This window comes from Bacillus sp. SDLI1 (assembly GCF_001553895.1).
In the GTDB taxonomy this organism is placed as follows: Bacteria; Bacillota; Bacilli; order Bacillales; family Bacillaceae; genus Bacillus; species Bacillus siamensis.
In genome coordinates, this window is sequence record NZ_CP013950.1 from 1,263,705 (window position 1) to 1,280,775 (window position 17,071).

Genomic DNA, 17,071 nt, shown 5'->3' on the forward strand with positions numbered 1-17,071 from the left:
ACGGACAAATATGCCGATGCTTAAAGCTGCTGAGCCGTTTCGGGAAAGGCTCCGGTGTATTGCGCAGACGGCCTGAAAATCATGTTGTCAGCTGACTGTTCAAGCACGTGTGCGCACCAGCCCGCCATTCGGCTTGCCGAAAAAGTCGGCGTAAACAAAGCATTATCCACATCAATAGCCTGCATGACGGCCGCCGCGTAAAATTCTACATTTGTATACAGCTTCCGTCCGGGCTTATATTGCTCTAATAAACGGATAGCTTCCTTCTCCACATAAAGCGCCAAATCAAGCGACGGATCATTTCCGGCCACCTCTTCAGCCTTTATGCGCAATGCTTCCGCCCGCGGATCTTTTGTTTTGTATACTCTGTGCCCGAAGCCCATCAGGCGCTCTCCCCTCATAAGCTTTGCTGTCAAATATGCTTCTGCGTTTTCTTTCTGTCCAATGTCTTCAAGCATTTTCGTTACACCGGAAGGCGCGCCTCCGTGCAGCGGCCCTTTCATCGTGCCCAGTGCGGAAGTGACGGCAGACACTAAGTCGGATTCAGTGGAAACGGTGACTCTCGCTGAAAAAGTCGATGCATTCATCCCGTGCTCCATCGCCAGAATCATATACGTTTCAAGCGCTTTCTTTTGAGCTTCGGACGGCTGCCTGCCGGTCAGCATATACAAATAGTTTTCAACGTGCCCGTATCGCGCCTCAGGCGGCAGTGCTTCCTGCCCTTGTTTACGGCGGTATCTGTACGCAATAATCGTCGGTGTGACGGCAATCAGTTTAATCGCTTCTTCCGGCTTAGGCGGATATGTAAATGAATCTGTCCCCAAACCTGAAACAGCCGTTCTCAGCACCGCCATATCGTCCATATTGTCCGGAAGCGTTTCCAGCAGGTCGATCAGATGTTTCGGCAGTCCGCGCTCGGCTGCAAGTTTTTCCTGAAACGCAAGCAATTGCTGTTCATCAGGAAGCGTCCCGTTTAAGATGAGATACGCCGCTTCTTCAAAACTGGATTGGAGCGCGATATCCTTCGCGTTATATCCGCGATATATCAAATGCCCCTTTTCTCCGTCAATGTGGCTGATCGCCGTTTCTGCACAAGTAATTCCTTTCAATCCATGATAAATCAATTTCATTCCCCCTTATCCTCTTTCTGTTATTATAGTAAATATAATATTTAAAAAATAATGAATATTTTTAAGGGAATTAATTAAAACTTTTAATCAGAGGAGTGCATCTATGGATTTTAAATGGCTTCACACCTTCGTCACCGCAGCAAAATATGAGAATTTCAGAAAAACGGCGGAAACACTTTTTTTATCCCAGCCGACCGTCACCGTTCATATAAAATTGTTAGAGAAAGAAATCAGCTGTAAGCTGTTTCAGCGAAGCGGCCGGAAAATACAATTGACGGAGGAAGGAAAAGCATACGTTCCGTTTGCCATGAGGCTTTTGGAAGACTATGAAAACAGCATGGCGGAGCTGCACAGGGTTCGCCAAGGCTACTTCCACACGCTGACGCTCGCTGTTTCGCCGCTTATCGCCGACACCGTTCTTCCGTCTGTCATGAAGCGTTACACAGAGGACAATAAAGAGACCGAAATGACGGTCACCATTTACGAATCGGAAGAAATCGCCTCTCAAATCAGAAACGGCTCAGCCGATATCGGACTGAGCTGCTTAAAGGTGCAATCATCTTCCCTCACATGCCGCCCCCTGTACAATGACCCCGTTGTGCTCGTCGCGCCCCCCGGCCGAAAACCAGGATCAGGGAAAGCGGATGAAGTGAAAGACCTGCTCGGACGATATCTGCTTTTGACCCATAACCATCCTGACTATTGGGATGATTTGCTCCGTCAGGTCAGAATACAGTTCCCCTTTGTCAGAACGATGAAGGTGACACAGACACATATTACGAAACGATTTATTAAAGAGGGGCTGGGCGTCTCATTTCTGCCTCTGTCAGCGGTACGGGCCGAACTCGCCGAAGGCAGCATAATAGAAATCCCGTGCGATTTCGCCCAGATGCCGAGCGCGGGCGCCTACGCCATCGCCCTCCATGAAAATGAAAAAAAGAAAACCTTTTTAGATTTTTTATCACATTTTCATTTTTAGGTGAAACAAATGGAGCGCTGTTCCGTCTAAATAAAAAACCCGTTCTGATGAACGGGTTTCTCTGGCTGCTAGAATCTTTTCGCACCCAGGTAGCGCGGCTTCCAGTAGCTGTTATTCAGGTCACTTGTTGCGACGCCGTCAGAACCGGCATGGATGAACTTGTTGTTTCCGATGTACACACCCATGTGTGAAGGGCCGGCCTGATATGTTGTAAAGAAGACGAAGTCGCCTTTAGACGGGCTGGACACGCTCTTCATTGAGCTCCAGTAACCCGCAGTGCTTGTTCTTCCGACACTCGTCTGTTTGTTCAGCAGGTACCAGATAAATCCGCTGCAGTCAAAGCCGGAAGTCGTTGTTCCGCCCCATACATACGGCGTGCCGATTAAAGATTGCGCATCAGAAATCAGCTTGTTTACATTCAGGCTCGTCTGTGCAGCATTATGGCTGGATGAAGGCTGCTTTGATGACGAAGAACCTGAAGACGCTGAACCGGAAGTTGATCCTTTTACTTTAAGCACTTGCCCGATGCGGATCAGGTCCGTTTTTAAACCGTTTAAGCTTTTCAATTGGTTTACAGTCATTTTATATTTATTCGCAATTTTCCAAAGGCTGTCGCCTTTTACGACTTTATATGTAGACGATGATGACTTGCTGCCCGAATTTGAACCTGAAGATGATTTACCATTGATCGAAAGCGTCTGGCCGATGTAAATGATATCCGATTTTAATTTATTTTCAGATTTAATGGAATTAATTGACGTTCCGTACCGATTTGAAAGTCCCCATAATGTATCGCCTTTTTTTACCTTAATTGTTTGCGCAGATGCCGCACCCGCAAACAAAGTCGTCCCTAAAACCACTGCCGTCGTTGCTGTAACAAGTTGCTTTTTCATTTTTTCCTCCCTGAATGATTCTATCTATTTTATAAGTCTATTTTTTAAAGTTTTTATCTGTTTCCTATTATAAGGTTCAATTTCCACTAGAAATAGACTTGACTTCCCGTGACAAATTTCTTACTAATTCGTTTTTGAAAAAAGTTTTTAAGGGTATTAAATATTTCAATTTGATTTCAAACGTGACGAAAAAAGAGTCTTTTTGTCATGTTTTTTTCCTGTGATCCTCGTGTTTTGGAAAATAAAGAAATTTATTTCCCATATTACCCCTTGTTAAAAAAACCCTCATCTTTTTTGAAAAAGTGAATGATTTTCACATTTTCTTGAAAACATAACCTTACTTGGGAATTTACATTTCTAACAATGTTTCACCTGAAATTTACAGGAGGGACAGGCGTTCTTTACAAACATCCCCTACCATTAGACATGCAGACCACGATTAAAGGAGGACGATTTGAGAATGAGTCTATTTAAACAGGTTCGGTCAAAACTTCTGCCGGCGGCAGCCGTATCCGTGCTGACAGCCGGTTTGATTGCGGGTGCGGGATTTCAGCACTCCGAACAGGCTGCGGCAAAAAAACAGCCTGACAAAAATGAGATCAGAAACGTCATCTTCATGGTCGGAGACGGAATGGGAACGCCATACATGAACGCCTACCGTTCGGTCATTAACAAAGGAAAGCCTTCAGACGGCATGAAACTGACGGCATTTGACCCCAATCTCACCGGGATGATGATGACTTATCCCGACGATCCTGATTCCACTATCACCGATTCCGCGGCAGCCGGCACGGCAATGGCCACCGGCGTGAAAACGTATAACGCGGCGATCGGAGTCGATAAAAAAGGAAAGCGGGTAAAATCTGTCCTCGAAGAAGCGAAACAAAGAGGCAAATCCACCGGACTTGTCGCAACTTCAGAGATTGCCCACGCCACCCCTGCGGCTTTCGGCGCGCATAACAAATCAAGAAAAAATATGGATGAAATCGCAAGCAGCTACTTTGATGACCGCATCAACGGGAAGCAGAAAGTGGATGTACTCCTCGGCGGCGGCAAATCAAACTTTATCCGTAAAGACCGCAATATAACGAAGGATTTCAAAAAAGCGGGATACAGCTACGTGACATCAAAACAGGAGCTTAAAAAGGACCGCAATAAAAACGTTCTCGGCCTGTTTGCCGATGGCGGACTCGACAAAGCAATCGACCGCTCAAACGACGTGCCTTCATTAGAAGACATGACAACAGCGGCGATCGACAGACTGAATAAGAATAAAAAAGGGTTTTTCTTAATGGTCGAAGGCAGCCAAATTGACTGGGCGGGACATGACAATGATATCGTCGGCGCAATGAGCGAAATGAAGGATTTTGAAAAAGCGTATAAAGCAGCGATCGCATTTGCCAAAAAGGACAAACATACGCTTGTCATTGCCACTGCTGATCATACGACCGGCGGATTGACGATCGGCGCGAATAACGATAAAAACTGGCATGTTGAACCGATTCTTGCCGCGAAAAAAACACCGGCATTTATGGCTGACCAAATCAAAGCGGGCAAATCCGTATCTTCCGTACTTGCGCGTTATACCGGCCTGAAATGCTCAAAAGCCGAAATCAACCAGATCGAAACGGCGGCAAAGCAAGATAAGGACAAGGGCGCCTACAAAGCGATCATTAAGCTCTTTAATGCGAAAACCAACAGCGGCTGGACAACCGGCGATCATACCGGCGAAGAAGTTCCGGTTTACACATACGGACCGGGCAAAGAATCGTTTACAGGCCTATTAAACAACACGGACCAGGCGAAAAAGATCTTTCACATTCTAAAAAACGGCAAATAAAAAAAGGATGCGGGGTTTTCCTGCATCCTTTTTTCTTTACAGATATCTCCGGTGCACTCCTTTGCCGTCATACGAGAACATCACTTCCTTATCTTCAAGAACTGATTCGATATGCACGCTCCTGCCCCACAGCTGGTACAAGTACGGCAGCACCTTCTCCAAATATTTCAGATCAAGCTCAATTCCCTCATACCAATGCTTAATATAAAGCTCATTATTCTTCAGATAATCCCCATCATTGACGGTCAGATAAGGAAACCCGCCGTTTACCCGCATGTTCACGAGCTGATCGCGGACGGCCTTCCATTCCTTGTCGATCACTTTATAGTCCCTGCCCTGCTTTTGGAATAAATACAGATCCTCGCGCAGCACGAGATCTTTCGTCAAATAATTGCGGATAAAAGAAATATCTGATTCAATTTCCCTGACCTCAAACATTTTTTCACGGCCGGAACCGGGCTTTACCCCTGTTTTTTTCATTTCTTCTGTCGGATTGTCGTAGCGCTCTTCAATGTCTTCAAAAATTTTCAGCCCTAAATAATACGGGTTGATTCCCGTTTTTGACGGCTGAACGACGCCTGCGTTCAGCTTCGCAAATTCGATGGCTTCATCTGAAGTCAAATCAAGCTCGCGGATAATCCGCTGATGCCAATAGGATGCCCAGCCTTCGTTCATGATTTTTGTTTCCAGCTGAGGCCAGAAATACAGCATTTCTTCTCTCATCATGGTTAAAATATCTCGCTGCCACGGTTCAAGCTCCCGGGAATGCTCCTCGATAAACAGCAGAATGTCTTTTTCCGGCCGGGGCGGAAACGCTTTTTTCCCTTTTTTCTTTTTAACCGGCTTCGGCTTATCCATTCCCCATAAATCATCGTAAGGCGATGACGCGTTTTCCTCTTCGTCGTCCTCCTCGTCATCGACGCTCCACTGCAGCTTCGGCCTGACGAGCGACGGATCAATATGCTCCTGAACCGCCAGAATGGCATCTAAAAAGGACTCCACCTCTTTAATTCCGTGAATTCTTTCATAATGCTTAATCCGCTCCGCCGCAGCCGCCATACTCTCGACCATGTCCCGGTTCGTATTTTGAAAGCGGCAGTTATTTTTGAAAAAATCACAATGGGCCAGGACATGGGCTACAATTAATTTATTTTGGATCAGCGAATTGCTGTCCAGCAAAAAAGCGTAGCAAGGGTTGGAATTAATGACAAGCTCATAAATTTTGCTCAAACCAAGATCATAATGGAGTTTCATCTTGTGAAATTGTTTGCCGAAACTCCAGTGGCTGAATCTCGTCGGCATGCCGTACGCGCCGAATGTATAAATAATTTCAGCCGGGCAAATTTCGTATCTCATCGGGTAGAAATCAAGGCCGAAACCCTTCGCAATGTCGGTTATTTCCTCAATTGCCCGCTGTAAACCTTTTGTCTCCTCCGCGTTCAACCGAATCCCCCCTACTTGGACTTATTTATAATGTATGACCCCTCCTCTCAAAAGATGAAATAACAGGCGGGTTTCCGTCTGAAAACTTTCGGCACATCCGTCCCGTTTGCTTTATATGTAAGTGGGTAAAACACACACCATACCCCATAAAAAAAAAGAAAAAGGAGCGATTCTACTTGAACACAGCAGACATGCTTACTACGTATCTCAGCAAACTGCCGAATCTGATCATTGCACTGCTCGTCCTGCTTATCGGCTGGGGCATTGCGAAAATCATTGAAAAAGCCGTATACAAAGGCCTGCAAAAAACAAAAATCGACGACAGGCTGTTCGCCGAAAAAAAGCCGGCGCGCTATTCCTCGGAAAAAGTCATCAGTAAAGTCATTTATTTTATCGCATTAATTATCGTTTTTATTCTATTCTTTAACATTCTGCATCTGACAACCGTGGCTTCGCCTTTTGTCAGCATGCTGTCGGCGATAACGGCGGCTGTGCCGAGCATTTTAAAAGCCGGTTTGATTCTGCTCTTGGGATGGGCGGCTGCTTCGCTTTTCAGCTATCTCGTCAAAAAAGCGGGCATGAAACTGGCTGAAAACGGCTGGATCAGAAAATGGACCATGGTTTCTGAAGAGGCGGAGATGAGCAAGTCCGTTACGGCCGCTTCACGAATCGTTTTTTATTTCGTCTTGCTCCTGTTCCTGCCGGGCGTCTTGTCCGCTCTTCAAATCAGCGGAGTATCAGGGCCGTTTACACATATGATCCAAAGCGTGTTATCCTTTATACCGAAATTATTCGCCGCGGCGCTGATTGTCTTAATCGGCTGGCTTGTTGCCCGTCTCGTCCGTGATATCGTCACAAACTTTCTGGCGAGTATCGGCACGGAAAGACTTGCCGCACGTATGGGGCTTTCTATTTACCTGAAGGATACAAGCCTGTCGGCAATCATCGGAACGATTGTCTACGTGCTGATTTTCATTCCGGTGGTCATTTCTGCGCTTGACCGGCTTGATATTGCGGGCATTTCTGAACCCGCCTCAGCCATGCTGAACACGGTCTTTACAATGCTTCCTAATATCATCATCGGTATTGTGCTGATTATCGCCAGCATCTGGATCGGAAAATGGGTAAACAGTATTGTATCAGGGCTGCTGCACCGGGCCGGGTTTGACTCTCTTCTCGGAAAAATGGGCTTTGAACAGGCGGATCGTCCGAAGCTTACGCTTTCTCAAACGGTCGGCATGATTGCGCAGATCATCATCGTCCTGCTCTTTACGGCAGAGGCGCTGCAGCTGGTTCATCTCGAATTTCTCGTCGTCATCGCGACCGGGATTATCGCTTACCTGCCTAATGTTCTGGCCGCTGTATTTATTCTCGGAATCGGGCTTTTGGCCGGACAGCTTGTCAGCAGACTGCTTGTCGGCATGCTGAGCGGGAAAGAATTCAGATTCCTGGCGCCTCTTGCGAAATATACGATTATCACGCTCTCAATCTTTATGGCGCTGGATCAGCTCGGTGTCGCCGACACGATCGTAAATGCCGCATTTATTCTGATCCTGGGCGGTTTCGCGCTTGCCTTCGGACTTTCATTCGGTCTTGGCGGAAAAGAATTTGCTTCCCGTTATCTGGCGAAATTGGACCGCAAAATTGAAAAACATCAATCGGCTGATGACCGTAAACCGCCGATGTCTTAACGAAAAAAACGTGTGCTCGGAAGGAGCGCACGTTTTTTTTTTTTGAGATTGATGGGCAAATTCCTTTTTTTTCATTTTGAAATCCTATATGATAAACTGTAACAGAAGCAAAATCTCTTTTTTCGAGGTCATTCTATGAAATTAACGAACTATACCGATTATTCTTTACGCGTTTTGATTTTTTTGGCTTCCAGACATTCCGAAGAACTTTCCAACATAAAAGAAATCGCCGACACATATTCCATCTCTAAAAACCACCTCATGAAAGTCATTTACCGTCTCGGACAGCTCGGGTATGTGGAAACGATCCGGGGCCGCGGAGGCGGAATCCGATTAGGAATGAAACCGGAAGACATTAACATTGGAGAAGTCGTTCGGCATACAGAAGACGACTTCAACATCGTAGAATGCTTTGACTCCCAAAAAAATCTCTGTATCATATCTCCCGCCTGCAACTTAAAGAATCTGCTGAATGAAGCCCTGCAAGCTTATCTGGCCGTTTTGGACAAATATACGTTAAGGGACCTGGTCAAAAATAAAGAGGAGATTATGAGACTGCTCAGAAGCTGAAGGAATGCCCGCATTCCTTCTTTTTTTATGCCTGCATAAGAAAAAAGAACTATTTCTACTAATATGATAAATGATTGCAGACAAGTGCCGATATAAAGATTATCATTACTGTTATCCTCACCTTGCGGCTGCAACGAATGGGGATAGTAAAATCATCGCAGGAAAAAGGAGATTCACTATGAAAAAAAAGGTAGCGGTCGGTTTGACTGCATCTGCGATTGTCGGGTCTGCGTTAGCTGTAACACCGGCAGAAGCACAAACGATTAAGGTCAAAAGCGGAGATTCATTATGGAAGCTTGCCCAAACCTACAATACAAGCGTGGATGCCATTTCATCAGCCAATCATTTAAAATCCACCGTTATTTCCATCGGGCAGACGCTCAACATCCCTAACGGCAAATCAGATTCCGGCAGCCCGGCGCCATCTTCAAAGAACAGCAGCAAGACGACAAGTGTGTATACGGTGAAAAGCGGAGACTCGCTGTGGCTGATCGCGTCTGATTTTAAAATGTCCGTACAGGAACTGAAAAAACTGAACGGCCTGTCAAGCGACTTAATCCGCGCCGGACAGAAGCTGCAAGTGAGGGGGAACGTTTCCTCAAGCACCGACAAGACAAAAACCGTGCCGGGCAGCAGCTCAAACAGCAGTAAAAATCAGTCATCTTCATCTTCCGGGACATATAAAGTCAAACTCGGCGATTCGCTCTGGAAGATCGCAAACAGCGTCAATATGACCATTGCGGAACTCAAAGTATTAAACAACTTAAAAACGGATACGATCTACGTAAACCAAGTCCTGAAAACAAAAGGAACGTCTTCTTCGGGAAACACGCCGTCAAAAGACAATTCAAACAAAAATCAAAACCAGACGCAAACATCATCTTATACAGTAAAAAGCGGAGACTCGCTCTGGAAGATCGCAAACGCATACAATATGACGGTTCAGCAAATCAGAAGCATCAATAAACTGACGTCAGACATGCTGCGGGTCGGACAAGTGCTGAAGCTGACAAAAACGTCATCTTCCGGTTCTTCGTCTTCACCGTCAGCTCCGAACCCGTCCGGAGATACAGGGAAAACCACTACATATACCGTGAAAAGCGGGGATTCTTTATGGGTGATCGCCCAAAAGTTCAATGTGACCGCCCAGCAGATCCGCGAGAAAAACAATTTGAAAACAGATGTGCTTCAAATCGGACAGAAGCTGACGATTACAGGACAGCAGTCAAACACGACACCGAATCAGTCCGGCAGCACAGGCGGCACAGGTTCAACAAGCGCGAAGATTAATGTAATGATCGATGCCGCAAAAGCTCAGCTGGGTGTACCGTATGTATGGGGCGGGACAACGCCGAGAGGCTTTGACTGCAGCGGTTTTATTTATTACGTTCTTAATAAGGTCACTTCCGTATCCAGACTTTCAGCCGCAGGCTACTGGAATACGATGACATCAGTCAGCCAGCCGGCGGTCGGTGACTTTGTCTTTTTCTCAACTTATAAAGCCGGTCCTTCTCACGTCGGCATTTATCTCGGAAACGGACAGTTTATTAATGCCAACGATTCGGGTGTCGTCATTTCCAGCATGAACAATTCCTATTGGAAACAGCGCTACCTCGGAGCGAAACGATTCTTCTGATACAGACAAGCTGCACAGCCGAAAAGGCTGTGCAGCTTTTTTTACAGCCTGAAAATATTAATGCTGATCACATGTTTAGTCACGGGGTGAAAATACACTTCAGCACGGGAGGAAAACGTCTCTTTTTTTGTTTGCACCGTTACGCGAAACACGTCTTTCGTCTGTTCCCGGTTTACTTTCGTACGGCCCATGTACGAATAATCGGTAAGCTCGGCCCCCTTGTATTCACGTTCCAGCTGGTTCCATGCAAGCTGCTCCCATTTTCCGGCTGATGGATCGAGGTGTTCTGTATGCCCTTTTTCAGCGATTGAGGCAATGAGAATGCCGCAAAACAAGAGGGCAAGCGTAAATGGAAGGAATTTCATCTTTATGTTCTCCTGAGTCGTTTTTGTCAATCTTAGCGTGTCCAAAGAAGAGACGGATATGCGTTTTTATTTTATGTCTCCCTCATATTGCTATGCCCAATTTATACGGACACCAACTTTTCCCCCGTTGCATCCGGGCTTCGGCGGCATACACTAACGGAGAACTTCTCATTGAAAGGGGAAGCGTAAGATGGATCATGCCGATTATGATAAAGCCTTATATTACACACACCGGTCTCAATGGGACAATTTATTAATTTTGATGGTGCGTACGAAAGATGATTTGTTATCAAAGCGTATTGAGCACTTTCTGCATGCATATCATTTTGAACTTGATTATGCGGTGCTTGAAAAAGAGCTGTATTCCCTTCTCAGGTATATTGATCATGCGGCAGAGCTCGCGTATGAAGATCAATTAGCCATGCTGACATAAAAACAATCCCGGCGTCACGCGCCGGGATTCCCCATGTTTGTAAACATATTCAGCTCTTCCATCATGTCTGTCAGGCTGACCGCCATATCCTCAGATACGGTCCGGCGCTCCATGTCGATGTGAATCGGGTCTAAGACCAGCTGTTTCGGGATGACATTTGCATAGACGCCCCTCATCACAGTCCGCATATTCGCCAGCGCGTTCATGCCGCCTTTTCCCCCGCCCGCCGCTGCAATGATGGCCGCCGGTTTGTATCTCCAGCAGTCACTGCTTAAAAAATCAATGGCGTTTTTTAAAGCGCCGCTCATGCCGCTGTGATACTCGGGAGATAATAAGACGACGGCAGACGACTTTTTCACCTGCCGCCTTAACTCTTGCACTGAGGGCAGATCGTTCTGTTCTTCTTCACCGTTATAAAGCGGCAGTTCACTTTTGCTTAAATCAATAAAATCGGTTTGAAACCGGTCTCTGTTATACGAAGCGGCAATTCTTGTCCGCCCGTTTTTTCTCGGCGTGCCGCTGATCACTAATATGCTCATTTAGTTTACCGCCTTTCCGGAAACATTGTATTTTACGGCATACAATGCCGCTTGTGTCCTGTCTGAAAGATTCAGCTTTGACAGCAGATTGGACACATGGGTCTTCACTGTTTTTTCAGAAATAAACAGAGCTGCGGCAATTTCCTTATTGCTTTTCCCTTTGGCTATTTCTTGAAGAACATCTTTTTCACGGGGAGTCAGCTGATCATATTTTTCCTTATCCTGATCCTCCTGAACCATATGTGTCAGCACGTGAGGCACAATATCCGCAGAGAGCCGGTACCGTCCGGAATACACTTCCCGGAGTGTTTTCACTAAATCATCGGGCTGGGCGTCTTTCAGCTGATACGCTTTGGCCCCGGCTTTAAGGGCGGGAATGACATGCTGCGGGTCGGAATAGCTCGTCAAAACGACGATACGGATGTCCGGAAATCGTTCAGCCGCGATTTTTGCCGCTTCAATGCCGTCCATATCAGGCATTGATAAATCCATTAAACGATGTCAGGCTTCGTTAGTTCAGCTTGCTGAAGCGCTTCAGCACCGGTAGACGCCTCACCGACAACTTCAATATCTTCCTGAGTGGCGAAGAAAAAGCGCAGTCCTTTGCGGACAACGTGATGATCATCAGCGATCACAATTTTCATCAATCAGACCTCCTATCCCGTAAAATGGAAGCCGAACGGAGACAATCGTACCGGCGCCAAGCTCAGATTGCAATGCAAACCGGCCTCCGATTGCTTCGGCGCGCGATTTCATACCCGCAATGCCAAGTGACGGCAGTCCCGCATGCGCATCAGCGCTGAAGCCCGCTCCATGGTCGATAATGCGAAGCTCAGCATGATCCGGCTTTTTAACGGCAGAAATGATAACCCGGTCCGTTCCCGCATGCTTTTTACAGTTATTCAAGGCTTCTTGAGCGATCCGCCAAAGCGCGTGTTCCTGTTCATCCGTAAGCTTCAGTTCATCTTCCATGTCACAGACGGCTTCCAGACCGATGAGAGCGGCATAGCTTTTGATCGACGCATACAGCCCTTTCGTTAAACTTTCCGGTCTCAGCTGCCAAATAAGCGTCCTCATTTCTGTCAACGCATCCTGCGACAGCTCTTGGATGAACGTAATCATCTGCCGGAGCCGTTCATCATCTGTAAAGCTTTTAGCGGCTTTTGCCGTTAAGCTGACGGAAAACAGCATCTGATTGACGGAATCATGCAGCTCTTGCGCCAGTCTGCTCCGTTCCATCAGCAGGGCGTTCTGCTGCGCAAATTCGGCCAGTTTCATCCGCTGGATCGCCGTTCCGATTTGGAATGCGACCCCTTCAAGAAGATGCAGTTCTTCTTCGCTGAAAAACGTCTTTTCTCCTGCAGCGACGTTTAATAAACCGAATGTCCGGCCGCCGTCTTCAAGCGGAACAGTCGCATGATGGGTAATGCCTTCGGTGTCGCTGCAGTCCGTCGTCTGTTCCGCAAATTCAATCCGTTTACAATTCATAATGTTTACAGCCTTGGTCAATCCGCCATTGCTGAATTTGGTCAGACAATAGCAGTCCCCGCTGCACATTAATGCGTTTTCCCGCTGACCGAGAGCCGGCGGTAAATAAGCGGATGCGGCGAGCGTATAGGACCCGTCCGGATCAATCAGAAAAATCCACCCTGTCTGCAGCCCGGTCAGGCTGAGCAGTTCGCGCAGGACTTTATCAAGCGCTTCCTTCATATCGTGGCATTGGTTTAAGGTTTCCGCAATCGCTTTTAAGGTTTTTAAGGTTTCTACCGTCGTTTTCGTCAAACTCCCTCACTCCGGCCATTCAGAATTATCCATATTATATCAATTCTAATCTGTATTTGCCTTTGCTTCAGCATGATTTTTCCTCATACTTTCGGATGAGGCGTAAAAAAACCGCCGGATATCGCTTCCGGCGGTTTTTTGTTTATTTCGTTTTTTCCACTATGGCATCCACCGTTTTCATGACGGCTTCAGATAATGCGGCAAGACGCTGTTCGCTGTCTTGTAAAGAAGTTCCCTTCACTGCGAAGTAGAACTTGACTTTCGGCTCCGTTCCGGATGGACGGAGGCAGAACCAAGAGCCGTCTTCAAGGAAATATTTCAGAACATTTGACTTCGGAAGATCAATATCTTCTTCACGATGATCGGCAAATACAGTCCGTTTTCCCGTTGAATAGTCTTCAGCCTGCGTGATTTGTTTTCCGGCCATCTGCTTCGGCGGATCGTTTCGGAATGACGTCAGGATAGCGGAAATCTGCTCTGCTCCCTGTTTTCCTTTTAACGTCAATGACTTCAAACCTTCACGGTAATAACCGTATTCTTTAAAAATGGACAGCAGCGCGTCATAAAGCGACATGCCCTGCTTTTTATAAAAGGCGCATACTTCGACGGCTAACAGCGCAGCCTGGATCGCATCTTTGTCACGCGCGAAATCGCCGATTAAGTAGCCGTAGCTTTCTTCATACCCGAACTGGAACGTGTATTGTCCGGTTTTTTCATATTCTTTGATCTTTTCACCGATAAATTTGAAGCCTGTCAGCGTGTCGACCGTATCTAACCCGAACGATGAAGCGACGGCGCGGCCCAATTCACTTGTGACAATCGTTTTCATGACGACGCCGTTCTCAGGAAGGACGCCCTGTTTTTTCTTTTCAGAAAGCAGGTAGTGCAATAAAAGCGCGCCTGTCTGGTTCCCCGTCAGCACCGTATACTTGCCTTCACTGTTTTTTGCGGCAATGCCGAGACGGTCGGCATCCGGGTCCGTAGCGACGAGAATATCGGCGTTTTGTTCTTCTCCCAGTTTAATGGCATATTCGAATGCCGCGTGCTCTTCAGGATTTGGCGATTTGACGGTTGAAAAATCCGGATCCGGAAGCTCCTGTTCCTTTACGACAGTGACGTTTTTGTAACCTAGCGCTTCGAGACCGCGGCGTACCGGTTTATTCGCCGTGCCGTGCAGCGGAGTGAACACGACGCTCACGTCGACTTCTTCCGAAAGCTCGGGATGGACGGAGATGGAAGTCAGTTTTTCAGTATAGGATGTATCAATTTCTTCGCCGATGATCTTAATTAAACCTTTTTCCTTCAACGCCTGTTCATCTTCAACTTGAATCGTTAATTCATTTTCAATCGCATTCACTTCCGCAATGACGATGTCCGCTTCTTTCGGCGGCAGCTGTGCCCCGTCATCGCCGTACACTTTATATCCGTTATATTCAGGCGGGTTATGGCTGGCCGTCACGACGATACCCGCATAAGCGTTCAGTTCTCTCACCGCAAAAGACAGCTCAGGCGTCGGGCGGAGCTCATCAAATACGTATGTTTGAATGCCTTGGGAAGCAAGGGTTTTGGCTGCTTCCATCGCAAACTCAGGAGATTTATGACGGGAGTCGTACGCGATCGCAACGCCTCTTTTTTTCGCTTCTTCTCCTTGTTTTGCGATATACGCAGCAAGCCCGGCGGATGCTTTGCGGACCGTGTAAATGTTCATTCTGTTTGTGCCCGGCCCGATTTCTCCTCTCATGCCTCCTGTTCCGAACTCAAGATTTTTGTAGAAAAAGTCTTCCAGCAGCTGCTCGTTTCCTTCTGCGTCCGCCAATAATTTTTTTAATTCTGAATCTAATTGTTCGGCCTGATTCCAGCGTTCGTAACTCTTACTCCAACTCATGTTCGTCCTCCTATAATTTCAGCTTATGACCATATTTTAATATGAAGCGGCTGTCCGTGTCACTTGATAACTTAACACAGCGCTTTATGTAAAAAGAAGGGCTCATGCCTTTTCGGCACAGCCCTCCGGTTATTATTGTTCGAGCGGAACAACCGCATCGTGCAGCAGCGTGTTTAACCACTCGGTATGTTTCGCTTTCGTTTCGTCATCCCATTGGAACCGGTCGCTCATGTAATCAATCACAGCCGTTTTATACGTTTGCACCCATTTGATGTCGAAGAACAGTCTGCCCGTTCTGCGGACGAAGAAATCAGCAGGTGTCGCAGCCATCTCTTCTTCAATGCTGTAAGCCGCTTCCGCCAGAATGTGAACCGGAATCTGGCGTTTTGCCGCTTCATCTTTCAGGCCTTCAATCCGGCTGAATACATTTTCGACGTTAGAGCCGTATCTGATGGCTAACTGTTTAGCTGTTTCCTGTGATAAACCGATTTTCAATCCGTCTTTTGTCTTTGCTTCCACAAATGACTCGAAGTTTTTAGAGCCGCCGACATGTCCGCCGGAAATCGGCCAGGACTTCGTCTTACAGCCGCCGAAGTCCTGGCCGCCCTCTTCTTTTAAGCGGTCGCGGACAAGATCGACAATGTGCTCAGCCATTTTACGGTAGCCCGTCAGTTTTCCTCCGGCGATTGTGATCAAGCCAGATTGAGATGTCCAGATTTCATCTTTACGGGAGATCTCGGACGGATCTTTTCCTTCTTCGTGAATGAGCGGTCTGAGGCCGGCCCAGCTTGATTCAATATCGTCCGCCGTAATATTCAGTTCCGGGAACATATAATTGATGGAGCTGACGACATAATCACGATCCTGCACCGTCATGCGCGGATGCTCAAGCTTTTGTTTATAAACCGTGTCTGTCGTGCCCACGTATGTTTTTCCTTCACGCGGAATGGCGAACACCATCCGTCCGTCCGGCGTGTCAAAATATACAGCCTGTTTAAGCGGGAATACGGATTGGTCGAATACGAGATGGACCCCTTTTGTATGCTGGAGATGCTTTCCGCTTTTGCTGTGGTCTTTTTCTCTCAGCTCGTCGACCCAAGGACCTGTCGCATTGACGATTTTTTTTGCGTAAACTTTGTATTCCTTGCCTGACAGCAGATCTTCAATTAAAACGCCGACGACTTTTCCTTTTTCATAAAGCAGCTCTTTCACTTTAGAATAGTTGACAGGCTCCGCACCGAATTTAACGGCTTCTTTCATGACTTCAATCGTCAGTCTGGCGTCGTCCGTCCGGTACTCTACATAGTAGCCTCCGCCTTTTAAGCCGTCTTTTTTGACGAGCGGTTCTTTTTGCAGCGTTTCTTTTGCAGACAGCATGCTTCTGCGCTCTGATTTTTTTACCCCTGCTAAATAGTCATATACACGCAGACCGATGGACGTAGAGAATGAACCGAATGTGCCTCCTTTATGGAACGGAAGCAGCATCCATTCCGGCGTCGTGACGTGCGGGCCGTTTTCGTATACAATGGCACGTTCTTTACCGACTTCAGCCACCATTTTGACTTCGAATTGCTTCAGATAACGCAAACCGCCGTGGACAAGCTTTGTGGATCGGCTTGATGTGCCGGCCGCGAAATCCTGCATTTCGCTCAAAGCGACTTTCATTCCCCTTGAAGCAGCGTCAAGCGCCGTACCGGCACCCGTAATGCCTCCGCCTATAATAAACAGATCGTATGTTTTTTTAGTCATGTCTTCCAGCATATGATCCCGTTCCAAACTCGAAAATTGGTGATTCATCATTACGTTTCCTCCTTGTTGTCACGGTATAGAAAAAGAGACCACAACAGCCAAAGCGCATGTTATCACTTTGGTGCTGTGGTCTCTC

At 47.0% G+C, this 17,071-nt stretch carries 14 protein-coding genes and 1 pseudogene; 6 read left to right on the plus strand and 9 right to left on the minus strand.

The features are described from left to right. Positions 1 to 20 precede the first annotated feature (20 nt). Positions 21 to 1,124, minus strand: coding sequence for a citrate synthase/methylcitrate synthase (locus AUL54_RS05755; protein ID WP_060965061.1), 1,104 nt, complete (start codon positions 1,122 to 1,124; stop codon positions 21 to 23). A 109-nt stretch (positions 1,125 to 1,233) separates the two neighbouring features. On the opposite strand from AUL54_RS05755, the gene AUL54_RS05760 reads away from it, so the two are divergent. Next, complete coding sequence (locus AUL54_RS05760; RefSeq protein WP_060963191.1) at positions 1,234 to 2,109, plus strand: transcriptional regulator CitR; 876 nt, start codon at positions 1,234 to 1,236, stop codon at positions 2,107 to 2,109. Between the two features lie 68 nt (positions 2,110 to 2,177). Here AUL54_RS05760 and AUL54_RS05765 read toward each other — a convergent pair whose 3' ends face one another. Next, the gene (locus AUL54_RS05765; RefSeq protein WP_060963192.1) at positions 2,178 to 3,002 is read right to left on the minus strand and encodes a C40 family peptidase; all 825 of its coding nucleotides are present in this window, start codon (positions 3,000 to 3,002) and stop codon (positions 2,178 to 2,180) included. 460 nt (positions 3,003 to 3,462) lie between these two features. Between AUL54_RS05765 and AUL54_RS05770 the strand changes: the two genes are divergently transcribed. After that, positions 3,463 to 4,842: an alkaline phosphatase PhoA gene (locus AUL54_RS05770; protein ID WP_060963193.1), complete on the plus strand. Its 1,380-nt coding sequence runs from the start codon at positions 3,463 to 3,465 to the stop codon at positions 4,840 to 4,842. A gap of 36 nt (positions 4,843 to 4,878) precedes the next feature. On the opposite strand, the gene AUL54_RS05775 is transcribed toward AUL54_RS05770, so the two are convergent. Further along, complete coding sequence (locus tag AUL54_RS05775) at positions 4,879 to 6,285, minus strand: SpoVR family protein (protein ID WP_060963194.1); 1,407 nt, start codon at positions 6,283 to 6,285, stop codon at positions 4,879 to 4,881. Positions 6,286 to 6,461: 176 nt separating this feature from the next. Between AUL54_RS05775 and AUL54_RS05780 the strand changes: the two genes are divergently transcribed. The 3 genes from AUL54_RS05780 to AUL54_RS05790 all read left to right on the plus strand — a co-directional run bounded on the left by AUL54_RS05780 (position 6,462) and on the right by AUL54_RS05790 (position 10,182). Beyond that, entirely contained in the window at positions 6,462 to 7,976 is a 1,515-nt protein-coding gene (locus tag AUL54_RS05780; RefSeq protein ID WP_060963195.1) for a mechanosensitive ion channel, read from the plus strand. Between the two features lie 135 nt (positions 7,977 to 8,111). Then, positions 8,112 to 8,546 (plus strand): nitric oxide-sensing transcriptional repressor NsrR, encoded by a 435-nt coding sequence (nsrR, locus tag AUL54_RS05785; RefSeq protein WP_060963196.1) that lies wholly within the window; start codon positions 8,112 to 8,114, stop codon positions 8,544 to 8,546. Between the two features lie 178 nt (positions 8,547 to 8,724). Next, positions 8,725 to 10,182: a peptidoglycan endopeptidase LytF gene (locus AUL54_RS05790; RefSeq protein ID WP_060963197.1), complete on the plus strand. Its 1,458-nt coding sequence runs from the start codon at positions 8,725 to 8,727 to the stop codon at positions 10,180 to 10,182. 41 nt (positions 10,183 to 10,223) lie between these two features. On the opposite strand, the gene AUL54_RS05795 is transcribed toward AUL54_RS05790, so the two are convergent. Continuing rightward, positions 10,224 to 10,547 carry a DUF3889 domain-containing protein gene (locus tag AUL54_RS05795; protein WP_060963198.1) on the minus strand — a complete coding sequence of 108 codons (324 nt, stop codon included), beginning with the start codon at positions 10,545 to 10,547 and terminating at the stop codon, positions 10,224 to 10,226. 190 nt (positions 10,548 to 10,737) lie between these two features. Between AUL54_RS05795 and AUL54_RS05800 the strand changes: the two genes are divergently transcribed. Continuing rightward, the gene (locus AUL54_RS05800; protein ID WP_016938402.1) at positions 10,738 to 10,980 is read left to right on the plus strand and encodes a YhdB family protein; all 243 of its coding nucleotides are present in this window, start codon (positions 10,738 to 10,740) and stop codon (positions 10,978 to 10,980) included. Between the two features lie 14 nt (positions 10,981 to 10,994). Here AUL54_RS05800 and AUL54_RS05805 read toward each other — a convergent pair whose 3' ends face one another. From AUL54_RS05805 to glpD, 5 genes and pseudogenes are all read right to left on the minus strand, one after another. Then, positions 10,995 to 11,519 (minus strand): NADPH-dependent FMN reductase, encoded by a 525-nt coding sequence (locus tag AUL54_RS05805; protein WP_060963199.1) that lies wholly within the window; start codon positions 11,517 to 11,519, stop codon positions 10,995 to 10,997. Continuing rightward, positions 11,520 to 12,163, minus strand: a pseudogene (locus AUL54_RS05810) (response regulator). It lies immediately after the preceding gene. Next, positions 12,144 to 13,301, minus strand: a complete 1,158-nt coding sequence (locus AUL54_RS05815) for a GAF domain-containing sensor histidine kinase (protein ID WP_060963200.1) — start codon at positions 13,299 to 13,301, stop codon at positions 12,144 to 12,146. The pseudogene AUL54_RS05810 and the gene AUL54_RS05815 overlap by 20 nt, the downstream one beginning before the upstream one ends. Positions 13,302 to 13,443: 142 nt before the next feature. Beyond that, the gene (locus AUL54_RS05820) at positions 13,444 to 15,186 is read right to left on the minus strand and encodes a phospho-sugar mutase (RefSeq protein WP_060963201.1); all 1,743 of its coding nucleotides are present in this window, start codon (positions 15,184 to 15,186) and stop codon (positions 13,444 to 13,446) included. A 132-nt stretch (positions 15,187 to 15,318) separates the two neighbouring features. Next, complete coding sequence (glpD, locus tag AUL54_RS05825) at positions 15,319 to 16,986, minus strand: glycerol-3-phosphate dehydrogenase (RefSeq protein WP_060963202.1); 1,668 nt, start codon at positions 16,984 to 16,986, stop codon at positions 15,319 to 15,321. Between the last annotated feature and the right edge of the window lie 85 nt (positions 16,987 to 17,071).

Excerpts from the sequence above, each read along its gene's own strand:
- glpD (WP_060963202.1), bottom strand. The coding sequence starts at position 16,986 with ATGATGAATCACCAATTTTCGAGTTTGGAACGGGATCATATGCTGGAA.
- AUL54_RS05820 (WP_060963201.1), bottom strand. The coding sequence starts at position 15,186 with ATGAGTTGGAGTAAGAGTTACGAACGCTGGAATCAGGCCGAACAATTA.
- AUL54_RS05800 (WP_016938402.1), top strand. The coding sequence starts at position 10,738 with ATGGATCATGCCGATTATGATAAAGCCTTATATTACACACACCGGTCT.
- AUL54_RS05805 (WP_060963199.1), bottom strand. The coding sequence starts at position 11,519 with ATGAGCATATTAGTGATCAGCGGCACGCCGAGAAAAAACGGGCGGACA.
- AUL54_RS05795 (WP_060963198.1), bottom strand. The coding sequence starts at position 10,547 with ATGAAATTCCTTCCATTTACGCTTGCCCTCTTGTTTTGCGGCATTCTC.
- nsrR (WP_060963196.1), top strand. The coding sequence starts at position 8,112 with ATGAAATTAACGAACTATACCGATTATTCTTTACGCGTTTTGATTTTT.
- AUL54_RS05765 (WP_060963192.1), bottom strand. The coding sequence starts at position 3,002 with ATGAAAAAGCAACTTGTTACAGCAACGACGGCAGTGGTTTTAGGGACG.
- AUL54_RS05790 (WP_060963197.1), top strand. The coding sequence starts at position 8,725 with ATGAAAAAAAAGGTAGCGGTCGGTTTGACTGCATCTGCGATTGTCGGG.
- AUL54_RS05770 (WP_060963193.1), top strand. The coding sequence starts at position 3,463 with ATGAGTCTATTTAAACAGGTTCGGTCAAAACTTCTGCCGGCGGCAGCC.
- AUL54_RS05760 (WP_060963191.1), top strand. The coding sequence starts at position 1,234 with ATGGATTTTAAATGGCTTCACACCTTCGTCACCGCAGCAAAATATGAG.